The sequence below is a fragment of the Mesorhizobium sp. C277A genome (assembly GCF_040324395.1).
Taxonomy (GTDB): Bacteria; Pseudomonadota; Alphaproteobacteria; order Rhizobiales; family Rhizobiaceae; genus Mesorhizobium.
The window spans coordinates 5,898,965-5,914,507 of the sequence record NZ_JAMYVW010000002.1; the positions used below are offsets into that span (position 1 = coordinate 5,898,965).

Below are 15,543 nucleotides of genomic sequence, written 5' to 3' on the forward strand. Positions count from 1 at the left end.
TCTACGGTATAAGCACGGTTGCGCCTGTCGTCTGCCGTGCTTCGAGCCGGCGATGCGCCTCCGCCACTTCGGCAAGCGGCATGCTTGTGTGCACCGGGATTTTCACTGCGTCGCTGAGGACGACGCTGAACAGATCCTCGCTCATGGCGACAACGTCCTCACGCCTGGCGAGATGATGGAACAGCAACTGCCAGGTGGCGAACAGCGAACCCTTTTGCATCAAAAGCATGATGTCGAAGGGCGGGATCGACCCCGACGCTGTGCCGTAGCTGACGAAGGTGCCGAACGGCCGCAGGCAGTCGAGCGAGGCCGGGAAGGTCGCGTTGCCGACGCCGTCATAGACGACGTGGCAGCCTTCGCCGTTGGTGACCTCTTTCACCCGTGCGGCGAAATTCTCTTTGCAGTATTCGATGACATGGTCGCAGCCATTGGCGCGCGCAAGTTCGGCCTTTTCGGGTGAACCGACCGTGCCGATGACGGTCGCGCCGAGATGCTTTGCCCATTGCGTCAGGATGAGTCCGACGCCGCCCGCCGCGGCATGCACCAGGATGGTATGGCCCGCCTCGACGCGAAACGTGCGACGCAGCAGATATTGCGCCGTCAGCCCCTTCAGCATCATGGCCGCGCCCGTCTCGAAATCGATGGAGTCGGGCAGATGCACGACGAAATGCGCCGGCACGATGCGTTCTTCGGCATAGGCGCCGAGGGTCTCGACATAGGCCACTCGGTCGCCAGGCGCGAAGCCGCTGACGCCTTCACCGACGGCGACGATTTCGCCGGCGCCTTCATTGCCGAGAATGAATGGCAGAGCGGGCGGCGCGTATTCGCCGGTGCGAAAATAGATGTCGACGAAATTGAGACCGACCGCCCGGTTGCGCACGCGCACCTCGCCCGGTCCGGGCTGGCCGATGTCGACATCTTCGTAGGCGAGCACATCTGGCCCGCCATGGCGGTGAACACGGATCGCTTTCATGGTTTTCTCCCCTGCGCTGTTCCCTTGAGTGTGAGATAGCGCGTGGCGGGATATCATTGTAGACTGATACCGGTGACATCAGAGTTCAAACAAAATGATATCTGAACAGATCGGCCTCGACCTTCTCCGCACCTATGTCGCGGTCTGCCGGCAGGGTAGCCTGAGCAGGGTCGCCGCGCAGACCGGTAAGACCCAATCGGCGCTGAGCATGCAGATGCGCCGGCTGGAGGGCCTGCTCCAACGGCACTTGTTCCAGCGCACCGGCCGCGGTGTCGTACCGACTGCGGAGGGAGAGCTCTTTCTGGGATACGCCACCCGCATCCTGGCTCTCGGCGATGAAGCGGTGGCGCGTCTGCAGCAGACCGGCATAGGCGGCGGCGTGCGAATCGGTCTCGCCGAGGAGGTCACGACGGCAGCGCTTTCGGCCGCGCTCGGGCGGCTGCATCGCACCTATCCCGACATCAGCCTTGGCGCGATGGTCGAGCACAGCGTCTCGCTCGGACGGCTATGGAGCGAGGACGCGCTGGATGTCATGATTGCCCCGACATCCGTCGTAACAGCCGATGCCCTGAGGACATGGAATGTCGAACTGCAGTGGGTCTGTGCCCAGGACTATGTGCTGGATCATGACCGGCCGCTCGATCTCGTCGCCTTTGGCGCAACCTGCCCTTGGCGCAGGCGTATGATAGAGGCGCTGGTTGCCGCCGGCCGGCAGCACAGGATCGCCTTGTCCTGCCAGAGCGTCACCGGCCTTCAGGCGGCGATCGAGAACGGACTGGGCGTTGGACTGCTTCCGCCCGAATCGGTGCGCACCGCTTCGATGCGGGTGCTGAAGACGTCAGCCGGTCTGCCCGAGCCGCTCACGGTCCAATACGGCCTTTACGCGCACGACCGCAGGACAGCTGTTGTCGATGCCGCGATCGAAATCCTCCTTAAGGATTTGCCCGTCGCGCCAGAAGCGCGAGCCGCCTGACGGCGGGACGCTCTACCGGCCGTAATAGAGGGTGACGGTGTGCTTCGCCTCGGCGAAGAACAGCCAGCGCTCGACCAGCATGCCGGCAAACTGGACGATTGCCGCAAGCACCGACAGCGCCGCTGCGAACGGCCAGGGCAAAGCGAACAGAACAGCAAGCAGCAGGGCAGGCAAGGCGAAAGCCAGCACCTGCGTGATACGACGCAGCCTGGCGCCGTGCTTGCGCGCGATGCGAAAGCCCATTTCCTTGAGCAGGTAGTTCTCTTCGGTGTGCGGCCATTCCAGTGAGCGCACTGTACCCCCGGCGAGCCCCGTTGCCGTGTTGGCGGTGCTCGCAATCTCCAGCGCGTCATTGTATCGCCACGTCGCCAGCTTCCAGCCCCAGCCGAGCAAGGTCAGCAGCAGGGCGGCTACCGCAACGGCGGTCGGGCTGATGGCGAAAGCCTGCAGCAGCGCGTTCAACAGCACGCTGCCGGTCATCGCCGAAAAGATGAGATAGCCCGGCAGCGTATACGGGCTATGCCACTGCGCGATCGGCTTCAGCGAGGCATAGATCATGCCGGTGGTGCAGACGGTGACGATTGCGCCGATAGTTGCGAGAAACCCGGCGATGGCCATCCAGCCTCCGGTGCGGCCAAAAAACACCCAGCCGATGCCGAACAGCCCGGCGGGAATGAAGGTCGCGACCGAGGCCACGCCTTCGCGCGACAGCCAGGAACTGCGCCATTGCGAGAAGGCGCGCCATGCACGTTCGGGGCGGCCGAGATGGCCGGTCGAGGACAATAGGCCGGCGGCGATCAGCCCGAGCGACAGCCCCATGCCGATAAGGCCGAGCCAGAAATGGGCCGGGATAAAACCCAGTCCGCCAAGCACGCCGAGCAGCGCCAGCAGTCCGTAGCCCGCTCCTGTAGCAGTGGTGAAGAAAACGACGGAAAAGGCTGGATGCATTGGTCAGTTCGAAAGCATGCGGTCGATCCAGCCAAGAAAACCGCCTTCGACCGTGACTGGCTCGAGCCTTGGCGCCGGCACCGATGCGGCGCGCTGGGCGCGCGGCGGCAGATATTTGTTGGTCGGCTTGTAACCCATCTCCGGCATCAGGTCGACGCCGCCACGCTCCGCCACCAGTTGCGATACCGCCGAGGTGGGATCGCCGAGGTCGCCGAAATGCCGGGCGCTGGTCGGGCAGGCGGCAACGCAGGCCGGCACGCGGTCTTCCTCGGCCAGATTGTCGTTGTAGATACGGTCGACGCACAGCGTGCATTTCTTCATCACGCCGACGTCGGTATCGAATTCGCGCGCGCCATAGGGGCAGGCCCAACTGCACAGTTTGCAGCCGATGCATTTGCTTTCGTCGATCAGCACGATGCCGTCCGACGCCCGCTTGTAGGACGCGCCGGTCGGGCAGACAGTGACGCAGGCAGGCGTCTCGCAATGCAGGCAGGAGCGCGGAAAGTTGACCGTGCGCCCGCCCGCCTCGGTCGTGTGCTCGTAGCTGTGCACGCGGTTGAACCAGACGCCGTCGACACGGCCGCCATAGGGGTCGATGTCGGTCAGTGGCGCCATGTGGCCGCCGGTGTTCCACTCCTTGCAGGCGGTGACGCAGGCCTGGCAGCCGACGCAGGTGTCGAGGTCGATGACTAGGCCAAGCTTCTTGTCTGTATGGGCGGGAAGGCAGGTCATTCCACGGCTTCCCTATGGACGCGGAACTCGGCGCCGAAGCGAAGGATGTCGGGCGAAGGCTCGACATTTGGCGGCTGGCTGAAACGCTCGAATTGCGGTTCGGTGAAGCCGGCTTCCTCATCAGAGCATTTGACAATGCGTACCCTGAGGTCGAACCACGCCGCCTGGCCGGTCACCAGATCGGAATTCGAATAGCGTTTACCGTTCGCATCGGCCGAGGTCTGGTCGCCGATGATGTGGTTGAGCAGGAAGCCGCGATTGCTCTCGGCGGCGTTGTCCTTCAGCCCCCAGGCGCCGCGCCTTTTGCCGATGGCGTTCCATGTCCAGACCGTATCCGCATTGACCCCGTCGACCAGCTTGATCTGTCCCTTCACCCGGCCGTTGATGCTTTCGATCCACACCCAGTCGTCGTCGGCCAGGTCGAGAACTGCCGCGGTCTGGTGGTGCACGAACAGGCGGTTCTGGCTGGTGATTTGCCGCAGCCACGCATTCTGCGAGCCCCAGGAATGATACATGTGCATAGGCCGCTGCGTCAGCGCATGCAGCGGGTATTTCTGCGGATCGACCGCGGCCTCTTCGAACGGGGTAAACCAGAACGGCAGCGGATCCATATAGGTCTCGATGCGCTGGCGTTCGCTCTCGGGCGGCTGGACGCGACCATGACCGCGCGCGGCGAGGCGAAAGCGCTGCATCGGTTCGCAATAGAGCTGGAACACGATTGGCTCGGCCTTGGGGATGAACCCCATCTGCTCTGCAAAGTCGAGATAGGAGCGGTTGGCCATCTTGTAATAGCGCTGGTCCTCAGCAAAATCCTGGTGCCAGAAGCCGCCATTGCCGATGTAGCGCTGCAACTGGTCGGGATTGACTTCGCCCTTGCCGACGGAAGTGCCGTCCTTGCCGCGCCAGCCGGCCAGCGGGCCGATGCCCGGCGTGCGTTCGTGATTGACGATGTAGTCGGCATAGTCGGCATATCTGGCCGAGCCATCGTCCTCGACGAAGCCGGGCAGGCCAAGCCGAGCGCCAAGTTCGATCAGCACCGATTGGAACGGCCTGACATCTCGGTCCGGTTCGACCACCGGATGGCGGATCGCGTCGCCCGGCCCGTCGGCATGGCTGATCGGCCGGTCGAGCAGGCTGATGCAGTCGTGACGTTCGAGATAGGTGGTGTCGGGCAGCACCAGATCGGCGAACGGCACCGTCTCGGAATAATAGGCGTCGGAATAGATGATGAAGGGGATCTTGTAGTTACCCGCTTCGTCATGGTCGGTGAGCATGGCAATGGTCTCGACGGTGTTCATCGAGGAATTCCAAGCCATGTTCGACATGTACATCATCAGCGTGTCGATCGGGTACGGGTCACCGGCCCACGCATTTCGGATGACCGTATGCATCAGCCCATGCGCGGCGAGCGGCGCATCCCAGGAATAAGCCTTGTCGATGCGCAAAGGCGTGCCGGCCTCGTCGACCAGGAGATCGTCCGGCCCGCAGACGAAGCCGAGCGGCATGCCGTCCAGCGGCGTCATCGCCTTGACCACCTTGCCGGCCGGCTTCGGTCCCGGCGGCGCCGAGCGCGGGTAGGGCGGCTTGAAACGGAAGCCGCCGGGCACGTCCACCGTGCCGAGCAGCACCTGCAGCAGGTGGATGGCGCGGCAGGAGTGAAAGCCGTTGGAGTGGGCCGAGATGCCGCGCATGGCATGCATCGACACCGGCCGTCCCTTGATCGTCTCGTGCCGCCGTCCGGCCCAGTCGGTCCACGCAACCGGCAGTTCGATCGTCTGTTCGAAGGCGACGTGGGCGAGTTCGGCAGCGATCCGCCGGATGGTGTCGGCCGGAATGCCGCATCGTGCCGCGACCGCATGGGGTGCGTAGCTGTCGTCCATGTAGCGGTCGGCGATAAGCTGGAACACCGGCACGCAGCGGCGGCCGGCGAACGTGAAGCTGCCGGTCAGCGCCGGCTTCGCATCCGCATCGGCTGCGTTGACGGTTGTCTTCGCCACTCTGTCCCACGCGAGAAGATTGTTGTCGCTGTCGCGCAGGAACAGCCCGTCGTCCGCCGCACCCGGCTCCTGGATGACCAGCACATGGGCGTTGGTGTAGCGGAGCAGATAATCGAGATCGACGCGGCCCGCCTTGAGCAGTTCGTGGATGAGGGCGAAGACGAAGAGGCCGTCGGTGCCGGGCCGGATCCCGATCCAGTCGTCGGCAATCGCGTTGTAGCCCGTGCGGCACGGGTTGATCGACACCACCTTGGCGCCGCGCGCCTTGAGTTTACCCAAGCCGATCTTGATCGGGTTGGAATCATGGTCCTCGGCGACGCCGAACAGCATGAAGTATTTCGTATTGTCCCAGTCCGGCTCGCCGAACTCCCAGAACGAGCCGCCGATCGTGTAGAGCCCGCCGGCCGCCATGTTGACCGAGCAGAAGCCGCCATGGGCGGCGAAGTTCGGCGTGCCGAACTGGCTCGCCCACCAGCCGGTCAGCGACTGCGACTGGTCGCGCCCGGTGAAGAAGGCGAGCTTTTTCGGATCGGTTCGGCGGATATTCGATAGCCGCTCGGTCGCAATCGAAAACGCTTCCTCCCACTCGATCTCGCGGAATTCACCCGAGCCCCGCAGGCCGCTGCGCAACAGCGGCTTCTTCAGCCGCGCCGGGCTGTAATGCTGCATGATGCCGGAGCTGCCCTTGCCGCAGATTACGCCGCGGTTGACCGGATGGTCCTTGTTGCCGTTGATGTAGCGCACCTTGCCGTCCTTGATGTGGACGTCGATGCCGCAGCGGCAGGCGCACATATAGCAGGTGGTCTTGGCGATGCTGTCGGAAACGGTTGGCGAGGTGTCGACACCGTCGCCTTCATCAGGCGCGCGTGTATTGGGAAGCGGCCGTTGCGACGGTGCGGAATTGGCCCCGCGCGGCGCAGCTGGGTTCATGATGCCGGCGTGCTTTTGCTACCTGCGAATTTGGCCCGCGTCTTCGGTCCGGGGCCACGCATATAGTGTTCTTCAGGATGATAGCGGTCGCCGGCCAGCCGCCGCCTGAGGCCACGGGTCCAATGCGCAAACAGGGATCTGAACCGCCCGATCATTTTGTTGGCTGCGATTTGTTGGCGAATTTTTTCTAACTTCGGCAGAAAAAGTAGAATAAAGCTATCGATCCGTCTAATCAGTTGTTCTTGTAAATTCGATCGGAATTGGTTCTTAATGCACACATGACGCTGGACCAGTTGCGCATTTTCGTTGCCGTTGCCGAACGCGGCCATATGACCAAGGCGGCGGAGCTTTTGGGCATCTCCCAGTCGGCGGCGTCGGCCGCCATCCGCGCGCTCGAAGAGCAGCATGGCGTTCATCTGTTCAACCGTGTCGGCCGCAACATCGAGCTGGCTCAGACCGGCCACCGTTTCCTGCCCGAGGCCAAGGCGGTGCTGGAACGCGCCGCCGCCGCCCGAAATGTGCTGGAGCATGTCTCGCAGACGGTCGCCGGCAGTCTGTCCATCGCCGCCAGCCTGACCATCGCCAGCTACTGGCTGCCGCGCAGGCTGGCCTCTTTCCACGAGGCCTACCCGGCGGTGCGCTTAAGCGTCAGCATCGGCAACACCAGGCAGGTCGAGGCCAATGTGCTCGACGGCACCGCCGATCTCGGTCTGGTCGAGGGGCGCACCGAGTCAGACATCCTCCGCCGCACCAAGGTCGACGTCGACAGGTTGATGCTGGTCGTCGCCGCCTCGCATCCCGAAATCGCCGAGATCGCGCCGGGCCGCCCGGATATCAGAGGGCTGCGCTGGATCATCCGTGAGGGTGGTTCCGGCACGCGCGAGGTGCTGGAGGACCTGGCCCGCCGCGAGGGGATATCGCTTGGCGACCTGCAGATATTTCTGGTGCTGCCGAGCAACGAGGCGGTTCGCCAGGCGATCGAGGCCGGCGCCGGCGCCACCATCATCTCGGACCTCGTCGTCGGACGCGCCGTCGCCGAGGGCAGTCTCCGGTCGGTGCCGCTCGAACTGCCGAAGCGCGACTTCGCCATGATCACCCATCGTGACCGCCAGGCAAGCCTCGCCCAGATGGCGCTCAAGGCGCATCTCGGCGCTGAGGGCGGGAACCGAATCGTGAACTCTAGCTAAACTTCCGCTGCGCATCCAGCGCCAGGCCAAGGCCGACCGAACCGAACATGTCGCCCTCGATAACGGCGGCTTGCGGCACCAGCGACAGGATTTCACGCCGTGCCAGCGGGATCGCGGTCGAACCGCCGGTGAGGAATACGGCGGTGATCGCAGAGGCCGTTATGCCGGCATCGGCAATCGTCTGCCGCACCGTAGCGGACACCCGCTCGATGTCGGCGGCGATGGTCTCTTCCAGGCCGGTCCGCGAGATCTCGGCGGCGAAATGCGCGCCAGGCAGCGCCACCGTTACATCGGCCGAAGCCTGATCCGTCAGCGCGATCTTGGCTCGTTCGACCAGGCCGGCCAGCGCATGGCCGTAACGGTGCTCGACAATATGGATGAAGCGGTCGACAAGGTCGGCGCGGACGGCCTCGAAGCGGATTTGCCTCAGATGCGTCATCGCCTTGGCAGTATAGACGAGGTTGATGCGCTGCCACGTCGCGAGATCAATGAAATAGCTCGCCGGCAGGTTGCGCTTGCCGTCTTTTGTGGGCGAGAGATAGCCGAGCTTGGGCATGACATGGGCGATGCTGAGCAGCCGGTCGAAATCGGTGCCGCCAATATGAATGCCTCGGTTGGCGAGGATGTCGTCCTTGCGGTCGCGTGAGCGGGCGCGTTGCGGCGAAACGCGCACGATCGAGAAGTCGGACGTGCCGCCGCCCATGTCGACGATCAACGCCAGTTCCTCGCGCTTCACGTCCTGCTCATAGTCGAGTGCTGCCGCAATCGGTTCGAACTGGAAGGCGATGTGCTTGAAGCCTTGCGCGCGCGCCGCTTTTTCAAGCTCGCTTTGCGCCTTGGCATCGGCTTCCACATCGTCGTCGACAAATTGCACCGGCCGGCCGAGCACAACGTTCTCCACCGGAGCGCCGGCATCTTCCTCAAGCCGCTTCTTCAAATGGCCGACGAACATGCCGACAATGTCGATGAAACCGATCTGCCGGGCCTTGATCCGCGTCTTCTCATGCGCCAGCGAACTGCCGAGCACGCTCTTCAGCGACCGCATCAGCCGGCCTTCGATGGCATCGGTGTAGTCGGCAATGGCGCGGCGGCCGAAATAGGTGTGACCGTCCTCGAAGTTGAAGAAAACCGCGCTTGGCAATGTCGGCTGTTCACCTTCCAGCGCCACCAGCCGTGCCTGGCCGTTGCGGATCACGCCCACCGTAGAATTGGACGTGCCGAAATCGATGCCGCCAAATGCCTGGTGCATTGCAGCCTCCTGTCATTGGGTCGTCGCTGTGGCAGGCGTCCGCAAGACGCGCGCCGTCCAGAGGCCTGACCGCTCTGCCGAATGATTGTGCGTGTTACCCGAGGGTTGGGAGGCGGCGGTCTATCGCAAGACTGAGAAAAGGGGAACCCCTTTTCCCCGGAAATGGGTCCTGCGCGTCAATCCCTGCGGAAAATCAGCCTGCCCAGCCAGCCGGTGATCATGGCCAGCGACACGGAGAAGACGCCGTAGAGAAACGAGTAATCATGCGCGACGCGGAAGATCGACTGTTCGAAGCCCGATTTGCGGATTTCGAGCTGGGCCGAGCTTTCCTTGAGGAACAGACCGCTCTTGAACAGGAACGCGCGGGCTTTATGGGTTCCAACCGGGACGTTGGGCGCCAGCCGCACCGTGGCGCGAAACAGGTTCTGCGACAAGAACTGCACGCCGCCGACATTCTCGCTATAGAGGCCGGTCGCCGCCTTGCGCTCGCGCAGCGCCACGGTGAATTCCTCGATCGTCGCCGGACTGTCGGTTACCTCGGCCGGCTGCATGTAAAGGTTGGAGGCGCCGAGCGACAGCTGCTTGTAGCTGTTGGGTTCGGTGATGTCCTGCAGCGGCCGCGTCGTGGCGACGGAGTAGGAGACCGGCACGTTCTCGAAGGTCTCGGATTCCAGGTTGACCCAGACGCCGAGCACCCGGTCCTTGCGGCGCACCACAACCGGCCGCGGCGGCCCTTCGAGCACGACGATGACGTCATAGCGCCCCTGCCGCGCGACCAGCGGGTCGGGGTTTTCCAGCGAACCGAAAATGGTCAGGTCGGCGCCGGAAAAGCCGGCGGTGATCGACACCGCGTCGGTGGAGAGACCGATCTGGATGCCTTCCGGCAAGGGGTTCGGCGATTGCGCTGCGGCCGGCAGAGCGACGGCGATAAGCAAAGCGGCGGCCGAAAAAATCCCCCACCGCAGCATCAGTTCAGGCCCGCGGCGGTCAGCGAATAGAGGTTTGGCGGCGTGACGAAGAGATCGATGGCAAGCCGGATGGCAACCGCCAGCACCAGCAGCGCCAGCAGTGCCCTGAGCTGTTCGCCGCGCAGCTTCTGTCCTGCCTTGGCGCCATATTGCGCGCCGGCAACGCCGCCCGCCATCAGCAGGAAGGCAAGCATGACGTCGACCGTCTGGTTGGTGGTGGCGTGGACAAGCGTGGTGTAGGCCGAGGTGAAAATGATCTGGAACAGCGAGGTGCCGATGACGACGTTGGTCGGCACCTTCAAGAGATAGATCAGCGCCGGCACCATGATGAAGCCGCCGCCGACACCCATGATCGACGACAGGAAGCCGATGCCGGCGCCGAGCCCCAGCACCGGAATGACGCTGACGAACAGCTTCGAGGCCCTGAAGCGCATCTTCAGCGGCAGCCGGTGGATCCAGTTGTGCTGGCCGGATTTCTTCAAGACCGGCGCCGCACCGCTGCGCGTGGCGCGCAGCGCATTGACGCTCTCGACCAGCATCAGCCCGCCGACGGTGCCGAGCAGCACGACGTAGAGCAGCGAAATGAACAAATCGAGTTGGCCGAGCCGGCGCAGGAAGGCAAAGACAAAGATACCACCGGTCGAGCCGACGATGCCGCCGGCCAGCAGCACCCCGCCGAGCTTGAAGTCGAGCGTGCCGCGCTTCATGTGCGACAGCGCGCCGGAGAAGGAGGAGGCGATAACCTGGTTGGCGCCAGTGGCAACGGCGATTGCCGGCGGGATGTTGTAGAAGATCAAGAGCGGCGTGATCAGAAAGCCGCCACCGACCCCGAACATGCCCGACAGGAAACCCACCGCCGCGCCCATTGCCAGCAGCACGAAGACGTTGACGGAAATTTCCGCGATCGGGAGATAGATGCCCACCCGTCAGTCTCGATCAGTTTGCCTGTCGGCGATTGCAGCCATTCCAGGGCATTGTCGCACCGAAAAGCCAATTCTTTCTTGCACCGCCGGGGCAGTGGGATCAAACCCCGCCGCCCTACCGAAACAAAAAACATCTCAAGCAGTTAACAGGCAAATGTATGGCAAGGGCGTCGCGTTAGCGACGCATCTGCCGTTATTTGTGCGCCAGCAGCGCCTTCACCAGCTTTTCGTCGATTTCGCCGGTCGCCTGCATCTTGTTGTCGGTCTGGAAAGCCATGATTGCGGTCTTGGTCTTGCCGCCCATCACGCCATCGGCGCCGCCGGCATCGTAGCCGTTCTTGTTGAGGATGAGCTGGATGTTCTTGACCGCCTTCTTCATGTCGACGCTGGCGGTGGTCTGCGGCGTGCCTTCCTGCCAGGATTCAGGAATGTCGGCCGAGTTGGACGCCGGGTCGAGCGGCTTCGGCTTCCACAGTTCCGTGGCGGCGCGCGCCCGCTCCAGCTGTTCGGGGCGCAGCGCAGTGGCGACTTCGTCGCGCTTTGCAGCCGCATCCTTGTCGCCGGTCTTGGCGACGAGCGCGAACCATTTGTAGGATTCCTCCAAGCTCTGCTTCATGCCGACGCCCTTTGCCGCCAGGATGCCGAGATTGAACTGGCTGTCCTTGACGCCGACATCGGCCGCCGCCTGAAACCAGTGCGCGGCCGATTCATTGTCGGTCACGCCGTCGGCGGCCATGGCAAACAGAACGGCCAGATTGTGCATGGCGCTGGCATTACCCTGCGCGGCGGCGAGCTGGTAGAAGGTCTTTGCCTTCTTGACGTCGCGCGTGACGCCGATGCCCTTCTCGTAGAAATTGCCGATGCGGTATTCCGCCGGTGCGAAGCCGAGCTCGGCCGACTTTTCGTACCATTTGGCCGCTGCCGCCATGTCTTCCTTGACGCCGCGCGATTCAGCATAGCGCGAACCGAGCTCGAACAGCGCCTTGGCGTCACCGCCGGCAGCCGCGTCGCGCAAGGCTTGCGGGCCGGCATCGGCCGGAACGTCTATCTTGGCCACGACAGGTGCTACCGCGGCATCAGCCGGCGGAACGGCGCCGGTAGTATCCGAGGCCGTCGTATCCGAGGCCGAGGGCGCCATGACGGCGGCCGCAGGCTGCGCGTCGGCAGCCGCCGGTTCCGCAGTGGCGGTGGTCGGCAGCATTGCATTTGGCGTGGGGGCCGGATCGGCCAAAGCCATCGGCGCTGGCGCGGGCTCCACCGCCGGCACTTCGGGCCCAGCGACCGAGGCCGCATTCATTGGCGCATCATTGCCAGCTGCCGGTTCCGTGGGCTCCGCCTGCCTGACGATCCGGGCCGGCACGTCCTGAACGGCCACCTGCTGTTCTGCCTTGGGTTGGCTGGCAGCGTTGACCGAGGCAGTCTCGACCGGCTGCGAGGCGACGATCGGCGCTGTATCGTTGCTTGCGACCTCGACCGGGTCGGCGAAGAAGGCCTTGCCCAACTGGAGGCCGGCAAGCGCCAGCATGATCGCGACCGCTCCCATCAGGATCGGCTTGCGCCGCGCCTTGAGCAGGTCGCCGATACGAAGCGCCTTGACCGGGCCCTTCATGGTGGACTGGCGTTTCAGCGCGTCGGCCTCGGCGGCCGCGGCCTGCGCCGCGCGCCTGGCCGCGGCAATGAAGTCGGATTTCGACGCATCGCCGGGGTTTTGGCGCACCGGCGGGCCGCGCTCGTCGCGCACGCGCTTCATGATGGCGTTGAGGTCGGGCGCGCCGGAGCCCGGCTCCAACGGCCGGTTGGCGAGCTTCGGATCGAGCGGCTCGTCGAGATCGACGCTCGGCATGTCGACATTAGGCCCCGAGCCGGCAAGCGGCGGCATGTCAGCCGGCTTCTTGCCCCTGAAGGCGCGCGCCAATCCACCGAACAGCGACGTCTTGGCCGTGGCTTCGCCTTTCTCGGCAATCCTGTCGGAACCGAGCGCTGCCTGGGCAGCGGCCGCGGCAGCCTCGGCTGGCGAGCGCCGCACGGGTTCGCTGCCCATGACCGGGTCGCTACGCGTACCCAGGTCGCTACGCGTACCCGGGTCGGCGCGCATATCCGGCTCGCTGCGCATGATGGCGGCGGCGCGGCCGTCGAGATCGGCCATGTCTCCGGTCAGCGGCAGCGGCTGGTCGATATCCATCGATGGCGCGTCCTGCACCGAAATCTTGGAGGCGCGTGCAGCGCGGGCCCGCCGCGCCGGCTCGGCCTGGGCATCCAGAAGCTCGCTCACCGCCTCGGCCGGTTCGCTGGTCTCCAGCGAGCCCAGACGATCGACGATCTTGAGCAACGTGTCGTGGATAGCCTCGAATGTCCGTGAATTGCGCTCGTCCGAACGGCGCGTCAGCGCTTCCAGCGTCTTCAGATCCTGAGCAAGGCCGGTAACGGCCGCGGTGTTGGCGTTGGAATCTGCTAGCGAGCGCACGGCGCTCTCGGCCGCTTCCCGTGCCGCGCCCATGATGGATTCGCGGGTTCCGGCCAGCGACTTCTCGATTTCGTTGAGGCGCGGGCTGATGTCCTCGAATTCCGGCAGCGGCGTGCCGGGCTTCGACAGATGCGCCGATAGGCCGGAGACCTGCGCCTCGAGGCTGCGGATCAGTGCCGGATCGATGCCGGCGACCTGCGCGGCCGACGATTCCAGCCTGCTTGAAATGTCTTCGAGCCGGCTTTCCAGGCCACGGATCGCCGCCTCGTTGGCAGGATCGGGAATGCGCGTCTCCATGCGTTGGGCGAGCGCGGTGAAGCGTGCGTCGATGGCGTCCATGATGCCGGCGCTGTCAGCCTGCGGCTGGCGCTGGTCCAGCCGGTCGGCAACCTCGTCCAGCCGCCGCTCGAGATCGCGAAACAGCATGTTGCCCTGTTCGATGGCGTCGCCCTGCCGGCGTTCCATCATGCCCGACAGTACGTCGAAGCGCTGTTCCAGACCCTGGAAGATATAGTCGGCGTCGGGCATCGCCGGGGCGCGGTCGATCTTGTCGGCGATCATCGCGATCTGCTTGCCGAGGCGCTCCATCGCCTGTTCCGGCAGATTGGCGCGGCCGGCAAGCTCGTCGACCCTGTTCGACAGCGTGCTGAGACGGTCGAGAACCTCGCCGCTCGGACGAACCTGCACGACTTCCTCGATCTGCTGCGCCAGCGAGGCGATCCGCTTCTCGATGCGCTCGAACGGTTCGGGGTCGAAGGAATTGGCCTGTGCGGCGACGGTGGAGGCGACGATGGCGCGCGAAATCTCATCGAGCCGTTCGTCGATCAGGCCAAGCGTGTCGCCGCCGCGGTTGCTCTGCTGGCTGACGAAATGATCGACGGCGCCGGCAAGCGTGCGCACCTTTTCTTCCATCGAGCGCAGCGACAGCGATTCCGGCAGATTGTGGACCGCATTGCTGATCTGTTCGAGCCGGTCGGTCAGGGCCGAAAATCCGGGGCCGTCGGCGCGGTTGCGCTGGTCGGCGTCGACACGGTCCTCGAACGCGCTCCAGCGGCGGTCGAAATCGTCCCAGCGGCGGTCGACCTTCAGCACGCTTTCCTCGCGCGCCAATGTGTCGAGCGCCGTCTTTACCTGCTCGAGCTCGAGCCGCAGCATGTTGACGCTTCGGTCGTCGCTCTTCTCGGCCAGCGTCTGGATGGCGCCGGACAGCCGCTCGAATTCGACGCCGAGTTCGGCGCTGCCCTTGCCGGGCAAGCCGCCTGCCTGACCACCCGATTGGTTGCTCGCCTGGAAGGCCCGTTCGATGTCCTTGCGCAACGCGGCGAATTCGCGCTGCAGGCCGGCCGTCATCTGATGGCGCAGTTCCTCGCGCAGGCCACGCAATTCGCCGGCGATCTTGCCGACCACGGCGACGCTGTCTTCCTGGCCGCGCACGCGGTCGATGTCGCGCGCGATCGCCTGATAGTTCTGGTCGAAGGCGGCCGTCACAGGGCTTTTCGGCCGCGGCGCGGGCTGCGGGTCCTCGTACCAGCGCGGCGGCGGGGCGTAGGGCTGGGCACTTGCGTAGCGCGGCTCCGGAGCGGGCCGGCGCGGATCGAAGCGCTCGGCGGCGTCCTCGCGCTTGCGCTCCAGCCGCTGCTCCAGCGTTTCCAGCGAGCGGTTCAATTCGTCAAGCGTGGTGTTCGGCCTGCGCGGCCTGCCGGCGTTGAGTGTATCGAGATAGGACCGCTTGCTGTTCATCGATGCGTCCGTTTTTCAGAATGGCCGGCTTGCTGCCAGTTTCCCAAGTCCTTGTCGGGAACGAAGGCGGCCGCGCGGCACTGCTGCGGCGGAAGACGAGCTTCCCGGGCCAGGCCCGCTCTCCGAAAAACCGTGAAAAATTCGCTACAGGATAAACACGGGTGACCGACATCCGCACATTTCACCCATCGTGGTAAACAAGGTGTTAACCAAGCTTAAGAAGTTACGGCATTGCTGAAATACAGGCGGTGCCCGTTCGGACCCGGCGCCGGGGGTGCGGCATAAGGTTTCGCAATCCCAGAACGCCCTTGCGTCATGCGACGGCTATCGTTATAGAATTGACGTAAACGTAAGAGGGGCGCCGTTCGTGCCTTTTGCGATGAATTAGTTGAAACCACGACTGGAAGCATGCCCCCGCTTCCACTCAGGCGTTGCAAGGTCCGAGACCGCGATGCCACG

The 15,543-nt window shown here is 64.4% G+C and carries 11 protein-coding genes; 2 read left to right on the plus strand and 9 right to left on the minus strand.

Annotated features, from left to right (window positions below; genetic code table 11):
• Window position 1 precedes the first annotated feature (1 nt).
• On the minus strand, window positions 2-973 hold the full coding sequence (locus NKK52_RS29010; RefSeq protein ID WP_023681973.1) for a quinone oxidoreductase family protein: 972 nt from the start codon (window positions 971-973) through the stop codon (window positions 2-4).
• Between the two features lie 94 nt (window positions 974-1,067).
• Between NKK52_RS29010 and NKK52_RS29015 the strand changes: the two genes are divergently transcribed.
• Window positions 1,068-1,946 carry a LysR substrate-binding domain-containing protein gene (locus tag NKK52_RS29015; protein ID WP_023681972.1) on the plus strand — a complete coding sequence of 293 codons (879 nt, stop codon included), beginning with the start codon at window positions 1,068-1,070 and terminating at the stop codon, window positions 1,944-1,946.
• A gap of 12 nt (window positions 1,947-1,958) precedes the next feature.
• Here the strand turns inward: NKK52_RS29015 and NKK52_RS29020 are convergent, their stop codons facing one another.
• The 4 genes from NKK52_RS29020 to NKK52_RS29035 are packed head-to-tail and all read right to left on the minus strand — an operon-like array spanning window position 1,959 to window position 6,882.
• Window positions 1,959-2,894: a dimethyl sulfoxide reductase anchor subunit family protein gene (locus tag NKK52_RS29020; protein WP_023681971.1), complete on the minus strand. Its 936-nt coding sequence runs from the start codon at window positions 2,892-2,894 to the stop codon at window positions 1,959-1,961.
• A gap of 3 nt (window positions 2,895-2,897) precedes the next feature.
• Window positions 2,898-3,626 (minus strand): 4Fe-4S dicluster domain-containing protein, encoded by a 729-nt coding sequence (locus NKK52_RS29025; protein WP_023681970.1) that lies wholly within the window; start codon window positions 3,624-3,626, stop codon window positions 2,898-2,900.
• Window positions 3,623-6,553, minus strand: coding sequence for a molybdopterin oxidoreductase family protein (locus NKK52_RS29030; protein ID WP_023681969.1), 2,931 nt, complete (start codon window positions 6,551-6,553; stop codon window positions 3,623-3,625). The genes NKK52_RS29025 and NKK52_RS29030 overlap by 4 nt, the downstream gene beginning before the upstream one ends.
• Window positions 6,550-6,882 (minus strand): hypothetical protein, encoded by a 333-nt coding sequence (locus NKK52_RS29035; RefSeq protein ID WP_198031477.1) that lies wholly within the window; start codon window positions 6,880-6,882, stop codon window positions 6,550-6,552. Before NKK52_RS29035 ends, NKK52_RS29030 begins: the two co-directional genes overlap by 4 nt.
• On the opposite strand from NKK52_RS29035, the gene NKK52_RS29040 reads away from it, so the two are divergent.
• Entirely contained in the window at window positions 6,832-7,740 is a 909-nt protein-coding gene (locus NKK52_RS29040) for a LysR substrate-binding domain-containing protein (protein WP_023681968.1), read from the plus strand. The genes NKK52_RS29035 and NKK52_RS29040 overlap by 51 nt on opposite strands.
• Here NKK52_RS29040 and NKK52_RS29045 read toward each other — a convergent pair.
• From NKK52_RS29045 to NKK52_RS29060, 4 genes are all read right to left on the minus strand, one after another.
• Window positions 7,733-8,989 carry an Hsp70 family protein gene (locus tag NKK52_RS29045; RefSeq protein ID WP_023681967.1) on the minus strand — a complete coding sequence of 419 codons (1,257 nt, stop codon included), beginning with the start codon at window positions 8,987-8,989 and terminating at the stop codon, window positions 7,733-7,735. The genes NKK52_RS29040 and NKK52_RS29045 overlap by 8 nt on opposite strands.
• Before the next feature lie 176 nt (window positions 8,990-9,165).
• Window positions 9,166-9,957, minus strand: a complete 792-nt coding sequence (locus NKK52_RS29050) for a TIGR02186 family protein (RefSeq protein WP_023681966.1) — start codon at window positions 9,955-9,957, stop codon at window positions 9,166-9,168.
• Window positions 9,957-10,880 carry a sulfite exporter TauE/SafE family protein gene (locus NKK52_RS29055; protein WP_023669608.1) on the minus strand — a complete coding sequence of 308 codons (924 nt, stop codon included), beginning with the start codon at window positions 10,878-10,880 and terminating at the stop codon, window positions 9,957-9,959. The genes NKK52_RS29050 and NKK52_RS29055 overlap by 1 nt, the downstream gene beginning before the upstream one ends.
• Window positions 10,881-11,073: 193 nt before the next feature.
• Window positions 11,074-15,084, minus strand: coding sequence for a peptidoglycan-binding protein (locus tag NKK52_RS29060; RefSeq protein WP_023681965.1), 4,011 nt, complete (start codon window positions 15,082-15,084; stop codon window positions 11,074-11,076).
• Window positions 15,085-15,543: the final 459 nt, after the last annotated feature.